General features: G+C 63.5%; 16 protein-coding genes and 1 pseudogene. 5 read left to right on the forward strand and 12 right to left on the reverse strand.

Annotation, left to right across the window (positions count from 1 at the left end):
- Positions 1–233 precede the first annotated feature (233 nt).
- Positions 234–896, forward strand: coding sequence for a type IV toxin-antitoxin system AbiEi family antitoxin domain-containing protein (locus tag ABZ477_RS14415; RefSeq protein ID WP_360134324.1), 663 nt, complete (start codon positions 234–236; stop codon positions 894–896).
- A gap of 48 nt (positions 897–944) precedes the next feature.
- Here the strand turns inward: ABZ477_RS14415 and ABZ477_RS14420 are convergent, their stop codons facing one another.
- The 7 genes and pseudogenes from ABZ477_RS14420 to ABZ477_RS14450 form a co-directional block, all read right to left on the reverse strand.
- Positions 945–1,082 carry an OST-HTH/LOTUS domain-containing protein gene (locus ABZ477_RS14420; protein ID WP_360134327.1) on the reverse strand — a complete coding sequence of 46 codons (138 nt, stop codon included), beginning with the start codon at positions 1,080–1,082 and terminating at the stop codon, positions 945–947.
- A 227-nt stretch (positions 1,083–1,309) separates the two neighbouring features.
- Positions 1,310–1,675, reverse strand: a pseudogene (locus ABZ477_RS14425) (NYN domain-containing protein); the annotation flags it as partial.
- Between the two features lie 55 nt (positions 1,676–1,730).
- Complete coding sequence (locus ABZ477_RS14430; RefSeq protein ID WP_360134330.1) at positions 1,731–2,279, reverse strand: hypothetical protein; 549 nt, start codon at positions 2,277–2,279, stop codon at positions 1,731–1,733.
- Positions 2,280–2,649: 370 nt separating this feature from the next.
- Positions 2,650–4,053 carry a plasmid pRiA4b ORF-3 family protein gene (locus ABZ477_RS14435; RefSeq protein WP_360134333.1) on the reverse strand — a complete coding sequence of 468 codons (1,404 nt, stop codon included), beginning with the start codon at positions 4,051–4,053 and terminating at the stop codon, positions 2,650–2,652.
- Between the two features lie 66 nt (positions 4,054–4,119).
- Positions 4,120–4,464, reverse strand: coding sequence for a type II toxin-antitoxin system PemK/MazF family toxin (locus ABZ477_RS14440; RefSeq protein WP_360134336.1), 345 nt, complete (start codon positions 4,462–4,464; stop codon positions 4,120–4,122).
- A complete protein-coding gene (locus tag ABZ477_RS14445; protein ID WP_360134339.1) occupies positions 4,461–4,694 on the reverse strand; it encodes a hypothetical protein in 234 nt (77 codons plus the stop codon). Before ABZ477_RS14445 ends, ABZ477_RS14440 begins: the two co-directional genes overlap by 4 nt.
- A gap of 33 nt (positions 4,695–4,727) precedes the next feature.
- Complete coding sequence (locus tag ABZ477_RS14450; protein WP_360134342.1) at positions 4,728–7,349, reverse strand: AAA family ATPase; 2,622 nt, start codon at positions 7,347–7,349, stop codon at positions 4,728–4,730.
- Between the two features lie 781 nt (positions 7,350–8,130).
- Between ABZ477_RS14450 and ABZ477_RS14455 the strand changes: the two genes are divergently transcribed.
- From ABZ477_RS14455 to ABZ477_RS14470, 4 genes are all read left to right on the forward strand, one after another.
- A complete protein-coding gene (locus tag ABZ477_RS14455) occupies positions 8,131–9,099 on the forward strand; it encodes a DUF3825 domain-containing protein (RefSeq protein WP_360134345.1) in 969 nt (322 codons plus the stop codon).
- Positions 9,100–9,350: 251 nt separating this feature from the next.
- On the forward strand, positions 9,351–10,307 hold the full coding sequence (locus ABZ477_RS14460; protein WP_360134348.1) for a ParB/Srx family N-terminal domain-containing protein: 957 nt from the start codon (positions 9,351–9,353) through the stop codon (positions 10,305–10,307).
- A 10-nt stretch (positions 10,308–10,317) separates the two neighbouring features.
- Positions 10,318–11,212, forward strand: a protein-coding gene (locus ABZ477_RS14465) for an IS5 family transposase (protein ID WP_360134351.1) whose coding sequence is annotated in 2 segments (ribosomal slippage) — positions 10,318–10,662 and positions 10,664–11,212 — 894 coding nt in all. Because the reading frame shifts where the segments join, the coding sequence is not laid out codon by codon here.
- Positions 11,213–11,373: 161 nt separating this feature from the next.
- Positions 11,374–12,327 carry a hypothetical protein gene (locus tag ABZ477_RS14470; RefSeq protein ID WP_360134354.1) on the forward strand — a complete coding sequence of 318 codons (954 nt, stop codon included), beginning with the start codon at positions 11,374–11,376 and terminating at the stop codon, positions 12,325–12,327.
- Between the two features lie 174 nt (positions 12,328–12,501).
- Here ABZ477_RS14470 and ABZ477_RS14475 read toward each other — a convergent pair whose 3' ends face one another.
- Genes ABZ477_RS14475 through ABZ477_RS14495 form a run of 5 tightly spaced genes read right to left on the reverse strand, consistent with a single transcriptional unit; the run spans position 12,502 to position 18,809 of the window.
- A complete protein-coding gene (locus ABZ477_RS14475; RefSeq protein ID WP_360134357.1) occupies positions 12,502–13,443 on the reverse strand; it encodes a PD-(D/E)XK motif protein in 942 nt (313 codons plus the stop codon).
- Positions 13,443–15,647 (reverse strand): Z1 domain-containing protein, encoded by a 2,205-nt coding sequence (locus tag ABZ477_RS14480; RefSeq protein ID WP_360134360.1) that lies wholly within the window; start codon positions 15,645–15,647, stop codon positions 13,443–13,445. Before ABZ477_RS14480 ends, ABZ477_RS14475 begins: the two co-directional genes overlap by 1 nt.
- Complete coding sequence (locus ABZ477_RS14485; RefSeq protein ID WP_360134363.1) at positions 15,640–17,196, reverse strand: ATP-binding protein; 1,557 nt, start codon at positions 17,194–17,196, stop codon at positions 15,640–15,642. Before ABZ477_RS14485 ends, ABZ477_RS14480 begins: the two co-directional genes overlap by 8 nt.
- Positions 17,193–18,503 carry a DNA (cytosine-5-)-methyltransferase gene (gene dcm / locus ABZ477_RS14490; protein WP_360134366.1) on the reverse strand — a complete coding sequence of 437 codons (1,311 nt, stop codon included), beginning with the start codon at positions 18,501–18,503 and terminating at the stop codon, positions 17,193–17,195. Before dcm ends, ABZ477_RS14485 begins: the two co-directional genes overlap by 4 nt.
- Positions 18,504–18,506: 3 nt before the next feature.
- Positions 18,507–18,809: a hypothetical protein gene (locus ABZ477_RS14495; protein WP_360134369.1), complete on the reverse strand. Its 303-nt coding sequence runs from the start codon at positions 18,807–18,809 to the stop codon at positions 18,507–18,509.
- Between the last annotated feature and the right edge of the window lie 9 nt (positions 18,810–18,818).

An 18,818-nucleotide genomic window follows, 5' to 3' on the forward strand; every position in this document is an offset into this window, starting at 1 on the left:
TGATCAGTCCTCGGATGGGCATGGCGTGAGGGTCATCATTGCCACACTTCCGACGAGCAGCCTGTTTCACAGGAGCCGCGCGATGCCATGCCCGAAAGGGCCCCGGCCGTGGACGACCGTCGCCGAAGTCAGACGTCCAAGATTCAGCCAATCCCGAATCGTCACCCCGAAGTTCACTTACTGAGACTGACGTGACTCCCTCTGTCACGCTAGTCTCAGAAAAGGTGACTGGTATGGGCGTGGATATCGACGTGTTGCGTATGGTCGAGCGTGCCCCTCTGCGAACAATAAGACCCCAGGACCTTGAGGAGCGCTTCACCCATCCCCGTCGCACCATCAATCGACTCGTCAAGATCGGCGCCCTTCTCCGGCTTGCGCGAGGCGTCTACACCGCTCCGCCAGACGGGAAAGATTCGCGCACATGGCGTCCCAGCCTCGAGGCTGCGGGCATCGCCGTAGCGACTGCGCGCTTTGGAAATCGCAACGCAATTCTCATGGGGCTGGGGGCCGCGCGACATTGGATGGCGATTCCGCGAGCGATCGGGGTGACGACTGTCGCAGTACCCGTCGCGGGCCGACCACCCGTGCGACTGGACTACCGCGGAGAAGTTCACTTGATCCCCCGTACGCTCGACCGACTCGATGCGACACTCGAACGCACCGAACTCGGACAAGCACTGGTCACGACGCCGGCGCAGACGATGTACGACCTCATCATGAGGCCGGCACAAGGCGGCATGCGGGGCGAGGCGGCCGACGCCGTGCGGCACTTGCGGTCCAGGGTGACCTCGGTCGAGCTGCTCGGGATAGTCCAGGAGCATGGCCGCGCCAACGCCACCGTGCGGAGCGTGCTTGACCAACTGGCCGAAGAGTCACGCGCCAGCGCAGAAGGATGAGGGTGAACGCTCCCTCCATACAGCGCTGCGCTCGGGATGGATCACCGACTACCTGCCGCCGTTCTTCACGCGCACGCCGCCGTTCGGATTCGGCGCGACGGTGAACAGTCCGATCTCGCGCACGAGGTCGGACAGCTTGGCGTAACCCCAGTTGCGCGAGTCGAAATCGGGATGCTTCGTCCGCACGAGCGAACCGACCGCACTGAGGTTCGCCCACCCGTCCTCGTCGGACGGGTGGGCACACTGGCACGCAGGTTCGAGACGAGCTTCGTGTCGCCGCGAAGATTGGCCGACCGCACCCGTGGCTTCGGCGAGGCCGCGGTCCCGGCATCCGTCTCCGTCTGCTCGAGGACGTCGAGGTAGGTGAACCGATCGCAGGCATTGCGGAACGCCTCGGGCGTTTGGCGCTCACCGAAGCCGTACACCGTCACCCCGTCCTCGCGGATCCGCGATGCCAGACGCGTGAAGTCGCTGTCGGACGACACGATGCAGAAGCCGCTGAACCGCCGCGTGTAGAGCAGATCCATTGCATCGATGATGAGCGCGCTGTCAGTCGCGTTCTTGCCGGTCGTGTTTGCGAACTGCTGCATCGGCTGGATGACGTGCTCGCTCGCGACAGGCTTCCAGCTACTCAGGTTTGGCTTCGTCCAGTCGCCATAGACGCGTCTGACGGATGCCGTGCCGTGCTTCGCGATCTCCGCGAGCACCGCTTCGATACGAGTGGACGAAACATTGTCGGCATCGATGAGGACGGCGAGGAGATTGTTCGATTGCGGCACGCGACCAGCATGGCAGGCCGAAACGGGGTGCCGATGCCGCTCCGGCGCTCGAGCCTCAGCTGTTTGCAATCCACATCTCTTCTGCCGACCTCACGCACGACATCGCCATGCCGGATTCCGCGTCTGCGATCGTCACGAAGGCGCTGTCGAGCGGCGCATCGGGTGCGTAACTCAACCGCATGTACGCGGGTAGAACTGCGGAAAAGGTCACGCCTTCTGTGGTGAGTCTTCCGTCGTCGGCGACCGACAGCGAGGTAGGCAGCTGGCCGTACTGCGACCGGTACTCGTCGAGTCCGACGCAGATCTCGTACGCGACGGCGACGAGGTTCGCCTGCAGCTGGTACTGCGGCTCTACCTGGCGCGCGTTCGACGCGGCCGGCACGTCCCGCCCCGCCCTCAGCGCATACGAATGGTCCTCGGGTGCCGCCTCTTGCATGGGCGGACTGGGCGCGACAGCCGGAGAAGCCGACGCCTGCGGTGAGAACGCCTGAGTAATCACAGCCTGTGGCGGCGCGGGAAGGGTCTGGTCGGCAGCCCATGCCATCCCCCACACCGAGAGCACCGTCGCAAGCGCTCCGAAGATGATTCCGAGCGTCGCGAGCACTCCTCCCCGCGCACAGCCGCGGCGGCGCCGATCGAGGTGCGTGATGCCGAATCCGATGGCGGTAAGCCCCACTGTTGTCCAGATCACACCCACTCTGGACGTCGACGGGAGCGGAAGAAGGACGAGTGCCAGCGCCGCGATTCCGAACAAAAGCGACAGAAGACCCCACCACGACCGAGGTGGTCGTCTCAAGGTCATTGTCGTTGCCGAAGGACGCGGCGTCGCCCCGACATACGAGGCCCTCGGCTTGTCGTCCCAGTACCCAGGCGGACTCCAGTCGCGCGGGCCATCACCCATCCGTACCCCAACCCCAGTGAGCGGCAATCCCCAGTGATGCCGTCGTCGCCGCGAGCCTATCGGTGAGGTGCGACTACCTCAGCGCAAGACGGGCGATGGCGCGAATCCCATCCGTAGGCGGGACGTCTCGGCGCCGACCGGCGGACCGCCAGAGGCCAAGCGCCTCGAGGACGTCAAGGACCGGCTCCGTCAGCGAGACGAACCAGCGCTGGTCGAGTTCTCGTCCCTGAGCGTCGGTGTAGCCCAGTTCATTGACGAACTCGAGCACCTGACGTTCCGCATCGCGCCGCGACGTGATGCTGCCGTCCGCCAAGCCGATGACGAGGACGGTGGCGGCGATGCGCTGAACGTCCGTCATGCGCTGGCGGAGCAGCATCCGTCCGATCTGTTCGCCGAGCAGCGCCGGCTCGCCGATCGCCGCACGCGTGCGGCTCACCAGCTCGAGCCGGCCCTTCAGTTTGCGGATCAGACGCAACCGCTCGGCCGAGGCACGCAACTCCCGCATGGGGTAGGTGAGGTCTTCGCGGTTCGTCTCGCCGATCCAGTCGTCGCGCCAGCCGAGGATCGTCATTCCCTCCAGCACGGCGGCGGGCGGCATCCATCCGGCCTTCGTCAGCGTCAGACCGTCGACACCGACGCGCTCGATCAGCCAGGCATACGGCCGCACGGCGTCGACTACGTCCTCATCACGCGGGCGCTCCGGCGTGAGCAGTCCCGTGCGACGGAGGTGTCGGCGCAGGTTCGACCGCAGTGGCGCCGTGAGGCCGGCCGCGAACACGGCAATGGGCGAGTCGGCCGTGACGCCGGCTGCGGCATCCACCAGTCCCGACGGATCTGACCCGTCCGGCGCGAAGAGGGCCGCGAGCTCACCGCGCGCACCATCGAGATCCGCGTCCTCGGGATCGTCGGTGGCCCACGGCCCGACGGCCGTGGCGACCCAGGCTTTCGTCGATCGATGGTCAGGATGCGACGGGTCGGCGAGGATGTCGGCGATGTCTTGGTGGCCGGTGATCCCGCCGGAGTCTTCGAACGGTGCGCGCCGCTCGCCGATGATCAGCTGCGCGAGCGGTTCACCGGGCCTCGCCCCATCGCGATCGATCAGGTCGATGCGGTGCAGCCAGTTGTCTCCCATGTCGTAGACGTACCAGAGCGGTCCGTCGTGCTGCATGGCCTCACCAACCGTCGTGAGCGCCTCGTCCTCCTCGCCCTCGATCTCGGTTTCAGCGAGCGACCACGCATCCACCCAGGCTCGGGGCCGCCGCCCGATGCGAGGGATGCCGTTGCTCCTCGCCCACGGGTCGTCCTCCGAGAAGCGGTGCAAGTGCGAGTCGAACCAGTTGAAGGCGATCTGCACCACCTGATGCAGCTGCGCGAGCGTCAGGCTGTCGTCGACGTCGATCGTGCGCCAGATCTCCGGCTCGATCCCGATGATGGAGACGCGCAGACGAAGGATGCTGCGGGAAGGGCGAGCGGGCACCCGTCAACGGTATCGGGGACACGCGAGCGAGGGATTGCCGGGAGCCGGAAGCAGTCGTCCCGCTGGTCAGAGATCGAGGAAGTCGCCCAGCCAGGTGCGTACTGCTGCGAGACAGTCGATCGACACTTCGCCGGCCACCCCGGTGAGTCGGTCCCGAGACAGCGTGCGAGGCTGCTCGGTCATGACCCACGATGGCCGGTCGAGCCCGCTCGGCCCCTCAACGCGAACGTGGTTCGGCCATCCGCGGTCGGTGGTCGTGATCGGCAATACGATGACGAGGGTCGTCACGGCATCCAGGTAGCCCGCAGACGCAACGACCAGCACCGGCCGATGACCCCCTTGCTCTCTGCCGCGGACAGGCTCGAGTGCCGCCCAGGCCACGACGCCGGGAGCAAGGTCTGGGGTCGTCACGAAGGATCGGCCAGTTCGGTGCGCTCCCAGTCTTCGGTCTCCGCAGCGTGCGATCCGGCATCGGCGCTGCTCGACGCGGTGATCGCGGACTTCAGCAGGTGGAGACGCCGCCTTCTGTCCTCGGCATCTGCGAGATGCGCGAGGTGCGCACCGAGTGTGATCCCGTCACGCGCGGCTTGCTCCTTGAGCCGGTCGCGGAGCTCGTCGCTGACCTTGATGGTCGTAGTCATACTCGGAGTATACCGGCGCGCGAGAGCGGGCGATCAGAGCGAGAGTCCGCCGCGCGAAGGAGACGAGCTCGGGGTGGTCCAGGGTGCGGAAGCCTGGAGCTCCCTCTCGCGCGCCGCCCGTCGCATCTCCGCCTCCGCCGCCCGCATCGCGTCCTGGATCGTGAGCTCGGTCGTCCCGCGCATCATCGTCGCGCCAACGTGCGCGATCGCCTCCTCGTCGGTCCGCGCGACCGTGATCGCGATGTTCTGGTGACGCCCTCGGGTCAGTCCGACGTACAACCCAGCCGCGTCGACATCCGGCCCCACCACCGCAGCATCCATCGTCTCGCCCTGGATGCCGTGCACCGTTGACGCGTACGCCAGTTGCAGGTGCTCGAGCGCGTACTCGCGACTTACGCCGTGCAGCTCGCCGCTGTCGCTCGCCGACGCGAGGGTGATGGTGTCATCCCGGATGCCGCGCACCACCCACTGCGCGCGGTTCTCGACGCCGGTGCGCGGGTCGTTCCGACGGGTCTGCACCGTGTCGCCGACGAGGATACGCTGCTCCCCCATTCCGAGCGCAAGCACGGTCGCATCGAGCTCGCCCTCGTCGACGCGGCGCTGCTGGATCGCATCGTTGATCGCATCCGCCTCGCTGTTCGTGCCCGAGACCAACGCGACCCGCTTGCCACGCGCGTGCCACTCGAAGTAGGCCGCGACCATCGCGTGGCGCGCTTCCTCCGTGCTTCGCACCCGTTGCACGTGCCCACCCTCGAGCAACTCCCCTGCAACGGTAAGAGCGTGGTCCCGGTCGCGAGGGTTGCGCAGGCGAAGCGTGAGTGCGGCGTACTCGGGATCGCTGAACCGGTGCACGGTGTCCAGTTCGACGGATGCTGTCGCGAAGCGCACCGCGGATGCCATTGCTCCCGCGTGCCCGACCGGAAGAGCCTGATACGGATCGCCCACCATCGCGACCCCCACCTGCTGTCGGTGCGCGAGATCGACGAGCGCGTCAGCCGTCTGCAGGTCGACCATTCCGGCCTCGTCCACGACGATCCGATCGCCGCGGCGGAGTTCGAACCGTGAAGGTCCCTTGTAGATGACCCCGCTGTTCGCGTCTACCTGGCCGAAGGACAGCCGGGTCCACACCTGGGCGCCGGTGGCGTCGGTGGTCCAGCGGTAGCCGTGGTCGGCGAGCAGAGCGTGGAGGCTCGACGCCGAAGCACCCACCTCGCGTGACGCCACGGATGCTGCCTTTCGGGTCGGGGCGACGACCAGCATCCGTCGGTGCTGTCCTTTCAGTCCCTCGTACGCGACACGCAACATCGTGGTCTTGCCCGCGCCGGCCGGCCCGGTGATCGCGACAAGTCCGCCCGTCCCCGCGATCGCGCCCGCGGCAGCGAGTTGCGACGTATCCAGCTGGTCGACGTCTTCTGCGGGTGCCGCGGCCTGGCGCAACTCCTGCGGTAGGAGTGACCGGCCCGGGGTTGCGAGAGCATCGAGGCGGCCGGCGAGGCGAATCTTCAGGCGCACCGTCTCGGTCGCCATGAACGCCTTCACGTGGCCTGGGAGGTCAGCATCCTTCACCAGTCGCACGGACTTGCGGTGCGCTTGCTCGGCGATCGCATCGATGGTGGGGGTCAGCTCGTCCCGGGGCGCGATCACGCCGCTGCGTGAGAGGGCGCGCGCAGCGCCGGCGCGCAGATCGAACGAACTGAACCTGCCGCCAGAGCGGGTGGACCGCTCGTCCGCATCAACGACTGCGGCGTCCGCCAGGAGGTCCAGGTCGAGCGTGTCGAGTGGAGTCGAGACGAGCGCAACCGGCGCCCGGTCGAGGGCGAGCCGGGGGTCAAGACTCGCGAGCTCGTCACGGATGGTCGCCTCCCACGAACGCTCGTCGAGGTCGGCGGGCTTGTTCGGTCGCGACATCGCCCACGCGCGGCGGTCGATCTGCGTCAAGACTCGGATGCTGGGGCTCGCGCCGCCGTGCTCGGCACTCCACTCCGCGATGAGCTTCGCCCGGTTCGCCTCGATCTGCGCTGACCGACGCGAGAAGGGTCGAACCACCCCCGCCAGTTGTGCCACCTCGCCGTCGTCATCGAGGGTGAATCCGTGGCGAGCGAGCGTCGCGACCCACTGCGGGTCGGTGCGCGCGGCGAGGTCGCCTTCGGCGTTGATCAGGGTGTGCAGCTTCATCGCGACCCGCGAGTCGACGTTGGACCACTTGCCGTCGGCGCCGAGCACCTTCACGTTCAGCCAGAGGTGGCGGTGAGCGTGCGGGTCCAGTGCGCGCGAGCGACGGTGGTCGAGCTCGACGACCTCTATGCGCGTGATGTCTTCTCGGATGAGTCCGCCGTGGCCGCGACGTGCGTTGAGCTCGTCGAGCCAGGTGGTCAGGATCCGGTCACGCAGGCGGTCTTGCAGCGACTCGAACTCGGTCGCCAAGTCCGGATGCAGCAGCGCGGCGATGCTGTACGACTTGGGGTGGTTGAGCGTCGCATCGAGCAAGAGGTCGGCGTCCGCGCTGAGGCGCTGGACTCCGCGCTCCTCCCCTGTGACGGGGTCATGGCCCGTCAGCCACACCCGCAGGGCATCCGCGGACAGCTCGTCGGCGTGGATCGCGCCGTCCGTGACGACGAATCGCGTGACGCTCGCGTCGGCGGCATTGCTGTACAACTCCAGTGCATCGGAGCCACTCGACAGGTGGAGGTGAGCGTCGCAGGTTCCCTTGACGGCGTAGTCGATCGCCCGCCCGACCCCGCCGGATCCGGCGCCTCTCTTCCATCTCTGAAGGCCTCCGCGCATGGCGTCAGAGTACGACCCATTTTACCGCCTGGCCAGCACTTTTTGCGGTACGCAGGTACGTGTGGCTGGATGCTTCAGAACGGCGCTCGAATCACGACCCCACCTAACGGTGCCTGCGTGCATTGCTCCATCGATGTCTTGCTTGAGCGCCCGATCGCCAACGCGATCCGGGCAGGGTGGGAAGGTCTGGTAACTCTTGATCTTGGTCGGCGGTGCCGCACGGAGACATCATCGAGCGGACACGGAGTCGATCGATCAGTTTCGCGGCCACGACCGAGTTATGCGCTTCCACGCATGGGCGCGCAGCCGCGAGTGAAGCTCCTCCTCCGACGGCACAGTCGTCGAAGCCGCCGGGGCGATGACCACCGGGCAGTATCAAGCACCGACAATTGCGCTACGGCTCGCTGAATAATCTGACTAGACCCCGTTCCCTGCGTCCAGCAGCCCCGATTCTTCGGCGATGTTGCGCAATCACACTCTGCGCGACTCAGGTGTGCGCCGAAGCGCAGACCGATCCATGCGCGCGCAGTGTAGGAAGTGGCTGGCGCGCGAGGACGCTCCGCAGAGATCGTTCAGCGGACGGCTGGCTGGGCGTCACTGGTGAGTGCTGACCCACACCGGCTTACTTCCATGGCACCGCTAATGTTCAGGCATGCACAGCATTCCTACGCCGGCGGACGTCGCTCGACGTCAGTCTCCCGAGATCGGCCCCGTGACCGAAGGTCATGCCGAGGGTCTGCGGACGTTCGCATTCTTTCCATATCGTGGGCCGAAATCGGCGCCGGGATCAGTGGAGCCTTCCGAACTTGGTCGGCGGGCATGGGAGGACACGCTCGCCTCTCTCGCTGCACTGGCAGAACCTGAGGAGTGGACAGGGTCGAACCCGACTGGGCGCCCCCTTCCGATCCTCGACAGTTTCCTTCGCTACACGCACCGGCGACTCGTCATGGAGGACAAGATTGCGGTCACGGTTGACGGGGAGTGCGCAGCTTCGAACACTGGGCTCCTAACACCGCATGCCGAGGAGATCTTCGGATTCTTCCGCCGGAACCAGCACGAAGGCGCACAGCACTGGTTCTTCGTCGGCTGGGTAACCGAGTCGAACCGGGATCTGCTGCGGAGCTTTGATGAACCACCGCAAATGGCCGAGTACGTTACGTCCGCGTCGGAACTTGTCTACGACTGGCGGCGCGAGCTAAAGCTTGCCTACGACCACATCCTCGGCGACAACATCGACCGCTTCCCTCCGGAGATGGTCGAGCAGCCGCTACGCGCCCGCCAGGCTCTCGACTCGGCTATCAACCTCACGCTTCGTCGAGTTCGCCGGAACCACAAGCTCGTGATTCCGCAGTGGTACCCGAAGCTCGGTGAGGCCGGGGCGCAGTTCCTTATGCCGCTCGACCTCACCGGCGACGGAAGCGCCGACCTCGCCCTCGTCGTTTCGGCGGTGGGAGAGCGCGCATACCGCGGTCACACTGTGCTGACCCTTGATATGGCGTACACGAACGCACGGCTGGTTGCTCGCCCGGACAGCGAGTGGCTGGCACCGAGTGCCGCAGCGATGCCTGGGACAGACGAGCTCTTCGCTTCGGACGAAGTCGCCGCCGAATCAGCGCTCTGATTCGCCGGTTGCTACAGCTAATCCACCGATGCAGCGCCGCTTTGGGACTCGACCTTCGGGTCTTCACTGGCTCAGATATTTACAGTGCTCGTCGGGTTCGGCTCCTGACAATTCACTTCTCAGCGCCATGTGCCACCGACGTGAGTGCAGACACGTCGGTGCCGACAGGCCAACAGGTTTCCAACCGCGCCCATCAGGGATGTGGGATCACCCCGCCCCTAGAGTTGACGGAACACGATCAAGGAAGTGGCATGCGACCGATCGGAAACATCCCCCTCGAGGAACTCCTTCTGGATGTCGACAATCCCCGACTCCCACGCGGTCTGAGTGATCTATCACAGGAGAGCGTTCTCGAACATCTCTACCGGCGTGCTGCGCTGCAAGAACTTGCCGAATCGATCTACTCGAACGGGTTCTTCTCAAGCGAGCCGGTCATCGTCTCTGAACCGGACGGGAATGGCAGACGAACGGTGCTCGAAGGCAACCGGCGTCTTGCGACCGCGCTGATCCTTGCCGGGGATTCACGCGCCACCACGAGAGGACTTGGCTTTCGAATTGATGGCGCTCCCGCACAGAAGCACATTGGCGCTCTGCCAGCCGTCGAGGTCGATGACGAGCAGGAGTTTGAGACGTACCTCGGCTTCCGCCACATCAGCGGTCTGCGCATGTGGGGAGCAGGCGAGAAGGCTCGCTATCTGTGGTCACGAGTCAAAGCCGCTACAAGTTCGGACGAAATCTTCTATCGGATCGGCAGGCAAGTCGGCAGCAATGCTCGTGGCGTAAGGAGTGCCTATATTGCCTATGAACTTCTGGAGCATGCTCGCCGTGAGGGCGCCGCGCCGGATCTCGTGGACTATGTAATCTCAGAGCGATTCGGCGTCTGGACCCGTCTCTTGGGGACAAAGAACCTATCGACCTTCATTTCATTGGATGCGAGTCAAACCGAGCTCGATGGCGTAGATACGGCAATTGCTCAGATCGAGCTCACACGACTGACCGAAGTCCTAGAGGATCTGCGTCCCGCGGCTGGGCGCAGAGAGGCGACACTTCGCGATAGCCGGCAGGTGACGGACTACAGCGACGCGATCGGCGACGAGATCGCACTAGGAGTGCTGCGCTCGAGCGGGAATCTGGACCTCGCGTCGACGATTGCCAACCGGCCCGACCTAGGCCGTGTTGATCAAGGAGTTCTGGTCGGTCCTGGGTGAGTCTTGATGGGTGACGCGTCGCGAGATCTCTGATGAGGTGTGGGCCGTGCTGGAGCCGATGCTGCCGGCGGTGAAGACGGCGGGCAGGCCTTGGACGGATCATCGCTCGGCGGTCGAGGGTGCGGTGTGGAAGTACCGGACTGGGGCGCCGTGGCGGGATGTTCCGGAGCGGTTCGGGAAGTGGAACTCGATCTACAAGCGGTTCAATCGGTGGGCCGAGGACGGCACCTGGGAGCAGCTGCTCGCGGAGGTCCATAGGCTCGCGGACGCGAACGGTGACGTGGATTGGGTGGTGTCGATCGACTCGACGATCGCACGCGTGCACCAGCACGGCGCGACCCTCCCGCGGACCACAGGGGGCTCCACCGAATCACAGGAATCCGCGGGCCGAGCCGCCTGATCACGCGATCGGGCGCTCTCGCGGCGGCCTGACCTGCAAGGTCCACCTGGTCGCGGACGGCAAGGGGCGGCCGCTGTCCTGGGTGCTCACCGGAGGGAACATCAACGACACCACGATGATGACCGCCGTGCTCGACGGCATCCGTGTCCCAAGATCAGGCAGGGGCAGGCCGCGGACCCGCCCGGACCGGGTGCTCGCTGACAAGGGCTACCCGTCGAGGGCGAACCGGGGATGGCTGCGCCAGCGCGGGATCGCCGCGACGATCCCCGAGCGGGACGATCAGATCGCTCACCGTCGCCGCAGGCCGGGACGGCCGATCGACTTCGGGCACCAGCAGCAGGCCCGCTACCGTGGCCGCAACGTCGTGGAGCGGTGCTTCAACAAGCTCAAGCAGTGGCGCGGGATCGCGATGCGCACCGACAAACTCGCCCGCAACTATCGCGCAGCCATCGCCCTCGCCGCCACCCTGATCTGGCTACGCACCAGCTTGATCAACACGGCCTAGATGGCCAACTCCAAGGTCTGCTGGATCAGCTTGATGTGCTGACCAACTCCGTCAAAGACGGCGCCCCGCTTACGGACGAGACCGAACCGCTGGCAGCGCGTCTCACCAAGTCAGCGAAGATCCTTCAGGTAACGGTTGCAACGTTTCGGGACGAGTTCTGAGTGCCGAAACCGTCATCGATCAAGCTTCGAGCGGACCCATACGGCAAATTCGCCCGCGCCAGCGCGCTTGCCGACTTCCTGGAATCGATCGCCGCGCATCGTGGCTCGGCCCTACGCACCGACCTTGAGTTGAGCCTGAAGCGCGGGGGTTGGTATCGCGTGCAGCGTGGCCTCTTTACCACCGACCCCGATATAGATCTCGCAAACATCGAAAGTCTCGAGAATGAGGATGGCACCGAGGATCTGGATGATCCGGATTGGCCAGACTGGGCGATGTCAGTTCTGAAACAGCGGAGCGACGTGCTAGGCCCCTCGTATCCGTTTGTAGTGAGGGACGATGGAGTCGATGTCGCGGCAGATTGGGAGCATAGCGACTACGGTCGCCTGCTAGTTCTGACCATGGCACACGCGTACGGCGCCGTGCTGCGTGTCGACCCCAGAACCATCTTCGAACGCCTAATCGTGTCTGCATTCACTTCAATGGGGCTGACCGCTGTCGGGATGGGGACCGCGACCACACGAGGACGCGATTTCGCCAGCCAACTCCAGGAGGCGGCGACCGCAGTCGGACTGACGGCAGCCCAAGTCCCATACCCATCGCGGACGTTTGCGAAGGACGCGGGGGTTGATGCAATAGGTGTCTTTGGCTGGGGGGACAGACGTCCGGGCCAGCTCGTCCTGATAGCCCAGGCGACGCTGACCTCAAGCGCACGATGGGAGTACAAGATCACCGAACCGAAACCACACCATTGGGTCGGCTATCTGCAGGAAACCCTCCACCCGATCGGCATGCTGGCGGTACCGCATCACATCGAGGACGAGCACCTACGATTTCTCCTGTCGCCGTACGCCACCGTGATTGATCGGCTTCGGCTTGTTGGCCGCCTCGGAGGCGCGACCGAGGGCGAGGACGATGCGCTCGCCTGGTTCGTCTCAAGTGAACTGGAGTACTGACGTTCACCGATCGCCTGTTGAAGGACGTCGCCGAAATGCGAGAGGAGATGCCACACATCACCAATAACGAGTCGCGGACTGTCGAAGATCGCGACCCATCCCACTGCGCTACGAGGGGCGCAGAGCCGCAGCTCGTACGCTGAGGTCAGGTCGAACGTGATGCGAGCGCTCGCGTCAGCCTTCGAGAATGTCTGCGAGCGGTACGCCAGCGGCGCCGGAGAGGTCGACTACGAACTCCACGTCTCGCACCGCAAGCACATCAGTAACCATGGGTCGTGGAATGGCCGCAGCGGGAACGGCAATGGGCGGCACATCCGGCCACGGCTCGAACCGGTATTCAGAAGCGAGTTGGGTCTCGACTCCAAGAACAAGGGCGACCTGCCTTGCCATGCGAGCACGCTCTACGTCGGTCACTCGGGCCTCAATTCCGCTGACTAGTTCGCGGATTGTGGACCCGGAGGGAGATGCCGCCACGCAGACCGACACGATGTAGGTTGCATCTGGGCGAAGCTGCAACTGGTCGAGTCGCAAGTGGTGGAGTCGCTCGCGACCTTCGTGGCACTTCACCTCCAGCAGCACACTTCTCACTGCGAAATCCACCTTGTCGTGAGGATGAGAGTGCCAGCCCCTCAGGAGTTGGCCGGGGTCCACCGACGACATAATGAGCCACAACTCCGCCCAGAGTCCCTTGATCTCGCCAGCGGTCGGCACGCGGTCACCCTGGAGCAACTGGAGAATCTCCGCAAGTTGCTCGGATAATGACCGCGGCTCGGCCAGCGGGAGCGAATCTGGGACGCATGCACAGAACGAGGCGAGAAACGCGTCCAACAGGTCGAATCGTTCGCTTGCCAGGGAGAGCCGAAGAAACGGGCCTACACGCTTTTCGTTCAGAACGTCAACCTCGTAGATTCTCGGCGAATGCAAGCGCATCGACCCGATCCGTAAGACGGCAGGATCATCATCGGCGCTGGCGGCAGGGACGAATAGCTCGTAATCTCCCCCATTGCCGCGGGCGCAAATGATGTTGTCGACAGCAACTGAACCGACAAAGGAGCCTGGCTCCGCGGCCGGCGTAAGGCCATGGAAGGCTGACCTTAGGGTCGCTGGGTCACGCATCAAAATACCTCGACGACCACATCCTTCTCGGCCACCTTCGGCACGAAAAAGTGCGCCCAGGGGACGGGTGTCTCACCACCCGTGAAGGTAACCTGTCGGAACTGAACAGTGAACCTATCGGCGTGACGCAACTCGCGCTCGCCTGAGTACAGCAAGGGGCTTGCCTCGGAGACGGTCTGGGGGTTTCGCCCGACAAAGGGATTCTGGCGAAACGACTTCGGGTCGCGGCCACGCTGCCCATCGGTCGTGAGCCCAGAGAGAATCACGAGGTCGACATCCGGCTGAAAGTATGCGACGTAGCGCGTGAGCGCCGTCATAAGGACGCGATCCCCCTGGTCTATTAACTCGAGCGTAAGCAGCACATTGAGGAGTTCGGTCGGTCCGACGTTCGGGAAGTACTCGTGGGGAACCACTCCTCGCCTCTTATCCACAACACCGGGGATGCTCTCGACACCCTGTGGCGTATCCATCGAAATCAGATACTCGCGATACGCGCGAAGCAGGCCGAGATTGTTCGCAATGGCCTCGGCGCCGCTGTCCATCTGCCGCGGCCAGACCCACCCCCCTTCAAGCTTGAGTCGACTGGTTCGACGGCCAATGACACTCGTTCTGGCGAAGTGCCTTATCCCTTGTGAAATGAAGAACTGTCGCTTCCATTCCCGAAGCGGTCTACCGTGCCAGGCCGCGAGCGTGTCGCGCAACGCCTTCTCGTCCTTCACGTAGGCGACGAACTCATCCTCAAGAGTTTTCGGAAGATAGATCCTGCAGAAGTCCCCGAATGGTGCTCGGTACCCGAAGAATCGCGCACGCTGCTGAAGCACATCGGTGCTACCGGGTGCGGGCCGGGGAATATAGGTGACTGTCAGTCCCTCGACGGTATAGCCGCGGTCTAGTTTGAGACCGCCGATCAGAATCCAGAATCTGTCACGTTCCCAGTCGACCTCTTCTCCCGTTGGAGTCGAGTTCACCTCCACTACTTGGAGTTCGGCACAAACCTCAGGGATTGCCCCGATCAACTCTCGGAGGGGCGGTAGCTCGCCAACGGTACGTGCCAACTCGTCGTAGGCGGCCTGCCATCCGAGGAGCAGCTCTTCGGCCCCTTCAGACCTTTCCACGAGGTTGGGCCAAGTGGCAACGAGTCGCGTCACCCAGTTCTTATACAGCTGATGCGGCTCGGTCGCCTGAGCAACCTGCAGCATCATTGACCGATTCTCGGCCAGCCCGTGGAGGTCAACTACCGCGCACCCGAGAAGGAAGACTCGCAGCGCCTCCTGCAAGGAAGCGGGCGCGATCTCGGGAGGGTCAGAGTAATCGTCGACCAAGTCGGTTTCAGGAAGTCGCTTTACGAGCTCGCTTCGACGCTTGACAAAGAAGTAGTCGCCACCGGTGTAACTCGAACCGCTGTCTATGACTCTCACGTACTCGGGATTCAGCGCGTCACTAATCCCGAGCAGAAGGTTCGCTTGTGGGGTTGCGGTGTATTGCACAAAGGTGTGATGGGGTACTGCGCTCCGCAACGCGTCAATCGTGCTATATGTCCGGCTCCGCTCGTTTGCATCGTTTAGGAGGTTGAACCGGGCACGCGTGTTGAGGCTGGCCTGGTCCGCCTCATCGTCCACAATGAGCGCCGGGACATCTGCGAGTTCGAGGCTCCGAAGGAGGGTCGTAAGGCTTTCAATCCGCGTAGTTTGTTTCAGCGCCGTGATGACTACTGTCGGGCGAGACCGGCCGCCCTCGATCGTGAACCTCTTCCAGTTGCGGAGCGTCTGTGCAACATCGTCCCGTCGAAGGGGCCCAGGATTGCTGTAGTGCCGCCATGCATCTCGTGTTTCCAGCTTTCCCATGTCGAGGTCACGCGTCAGCCGATCTTCTGACTGTGAGCGCAGGTTGTTCTTGGTCCCCGCGAGCAGGATCACGAGGCCGAACCCGTTGTCGCGCGCGGCCGCAATCAGGGTCGTGAATGACATCGTCTTGCCCGACTGCACCTGACCCACCACGAGAACTGCGCTCTGCGTCGATGGAGCAATGGGATCCACGCAGTGACCGAGGATATCAAGCGAGTCTCCCGCCACGCGCAGCGCTTCTGCGTCGCCGATGCGCGTCCGCATCTTGGCGATCGATGCGCTCACGCGATCGCCCGACTTAGCGACCCAGTGCATCGGCGGGCTGACCGTGTCGACGGGAACGACCCGGACTTCAGTCATTTCGATCCCCAATCACAGCGTGAACCCTCCTTAGTACGTCGTTGGCGTACATCAGCATCGGCCGGCTGAAGTAGCCCGCGTCTTGACTCAGCGACGATGCGATCGCCAGAGCGCAGCCCATCCCGATTAGCGCTCGGTTCGCCTCCCCATTTGGCCCGACGTAGGCTTGAACGAAAGGGTGAGCCCAGGAAAGCTTCACCTCAATTCTTCGGCTTTGCAGATTGGTGACGGGGTCATCGACGCGTGTGGTCGAACCAACCTCGATCCAGTCCGTGACGGACTCGTCATTTGTGATGTCGAGCCGAACAACCCAGTCGATGTCGTGGGTTTGGACGCTGATTGTGTGTGTCGCCGTTGCCGCGTCTGGCGGATCGTCGATTGACTCAGAGAGAACTTGCGGCGGCGAGGCAGTCTTCTGGAGATCATGGGCAACCTCGAGTAGGCGCGATTCGTATACGCGTCCCACGTCTTCGGTTGCTTCACGCAACGGCGAGAGCGATGCGCGGGCAAGGGCAGTCGGTCGGTATTCCTGCGCCTGCTTCACCAAGTCGAGGGGTGCCTCTCGGAGTCGCTCATGGAGCCTCTCAAGGAACTCGTCCTCCGATTCTCCCCAAACGAATCCGTCCTTCGTGTGCGAGACTTCAAATCCGTCGAGATCAAGCTCTCCCCAAATCCGCTGGTACTCGTAAGAGTTTGAGCGCCGGAAGATTGCCTCGGGACGGTACGGCTCGTCGAAGCTTCCGACAATCAAGCGCCGGCGACGAAACAGAGCGAAACCCGCCTCGCTCGTGCTCCCGCGTTGTCGCACCCCAGCGAAGCCGCCGACGTGGCGACCGTCCGACATCACAAAGTCGATGGGTTTTCTCCAGTCGACGAGGTTTTCATCCGGTCTCCATGCGGGGGGAGCTGAGAGCGGTTCAACTTCCTCATAGGTGAGTGGTTCGTCGTTGTATATGAGCTCAAGCGTCCCGTCGCGAAGAAATTGTCGGTAGATACTAGTTAGATGCCGCTTGATCTTCTCAATCGTGCGTCCGCGGGGCATGTGATTAAGATCGGTCAACTCAATCACGGTGAAATGGCTCTCAGCGAGCGCCGGTTCAACCGTGATCGGGAGCGACTCACGTTGCATATCGGTGATCTGGCGCATGTCAAAATGAACCGAACGTTGCACTGGATCGCCCAGTTCTGACGTCCGAACCGACCAATTCGCGGCGAACCATGTCGCTGCGCTCTTCATTCCCATGCCGAACTCAGACAGCCCGCTTCGGTTGGGCGGCGGCTCGGCCGCTCTGAACGCCCGCGGAAAGTCTGCATGGGCAATGCCGAACGCGTTGTCAGCGACGGTGACTCGACCAGACCCGCTAGTACTGATCGTGATCCTGACGCGAAGCGGACCAGCGTGCGGTCGCCCCTCGGCAACACCCGCGATATAGCTACCGAGTGCGTTATCCACGAACTCGCCAAGCGCATACCAGGCTTTGTAGTTGAGGCTCTGAAGGACACCCAGAATATTGACGCCCGGTCGGATGTCAATCGACTCAACGGTCATGCGATCAGCGCATCCTCAAGGGCACGAACCGGAGAGCACTCGAAGAGTGCGCTCGCAACCGCCCTAACGACAGTCACGTTCACGGCGTTCCCGAGCGCACGGTACGCCGCCTTGGGCGACGAAGGCAGGCTGATGGTGTCGAGACTTTGCAGGCGCGCACACTCACGAGGCGTCATGTATCGGCGTTCCCAACCGATGATTGGAACTTGGGTGTCTGTCATCGCGATCAATGACGGTGCCGTGGTAGGTCGTTTCACGCGAACGCCGGAAGCTCTGAATTGGATGACATAGTTCCAGACGGTCCTCTCCTCTCCCTGAGCGTTCCATTCGAACTTTTGGTAGCTCGAAGGAAACTCCTCAATTCCAGTTAGCGAACTCGAGATCCAAGACTCGTTCGCTTCGTAGAATGCGCGGTTCTGGGCGATGAAGCGCTGCTTCCAGAGAGGAAACATGCGCTCTCCTCTCCGCGCGTGGCTAGGAAGGTGCTCCCAAACGGAAGATGAAGCGCCGCTAAGTGAGGCTCCGTGGGAACCCCGGAACTTGCGTAGCCCCCAGTGCCCTTCACGTTCCACTATTCCAAACGGTGTCGTCTCTTCATAAGGATAGGTCGCTCCAAACTCCATGGACCAGATGGGGAACGACGGGAGCGAGACACTCGTTGGCGAGGCCTTCAGGAAGGCATCCCACAACGAGAGAGCGCGCGTCGCAGCCTCGCCGATGGGTTTCGCCTCCGGAGGGCGAGTGTCGAGGATCGATCGCAAGTCTGGCACTGACTTGCTAGGCGACGGCCACTCAAATCCCGCTAGCGACGTGCGGCTACCAACGATGTAGACGCGATCGCGCACCTGTGGGACTCCGAACGCATCGGGGCTCAGCCTGCCGATCCTGACGTCGTAGCCAAGTGCTCTTAGCTCGCCCTCAATACGACGAATTGTCGTGCCCTGGTCATGCTTCAGAATGTTAGGGACGTTCTCAAGGATGAAATGACTGGGGCGCTTGGCGGCAAGCACGCCAAGGACTGCGAAGAAGAGATTACCCTGGCTTGTATCCTCAAAGCCGAGTTGGTCGCCAGCCTTCGAGAACGGCTGGCAGGGAAAACCCGCCGTCAGAACGTCATGATCTGGAATCTCGCTCGGGTTTACAGAGTTGATGTCGCCCGCGGGGGTCACGCCGAAGTTCTCGCGATAGAGATCGGCAAGGGGCCTCACCCACTCTGCTGCAAAGACCCCCTGGCCGCCCAGTTCGGCCAGAGCTACGTGGAAGCCACCGAGACCAGCAAAGAGGTCAACGAACCTGAAGTCCGCCAACGGTCACACACCTTCCTCGGGCCGCGAACTAGGGGCCGCAATCGGACGCAGGCTGATTCGCGTGCGAGATTCGATCCCGGGGAATGCATCAAGGATGATGTCGATCAACTCAGCGGCCCTTGCCTCATCCATCCGAACATTCTGCGAGCCAGTTCCGACATTCTGCCGGTCCTCTGAACCGAACGTTACGAGTTGCAAGTACTCGACGCCGTCATCGCCGGTGAGTAAGCGGTACGCGCACTCGGCGTTCTTGGCCTGTTTGCGGAAGGCACGCGAGTCACGGAAGAAGCGAGTGATGATGGCCACTCACTATTC

It is taken from the genome of Microbacterium sp. NPDC019599 (assembly GCF_040632175.1).
Classification (GTDB): Bacteria; Actinomycetota; Actinomycetes; order Actinomycetales; family Microbacteriaceae; genus Microbacterium.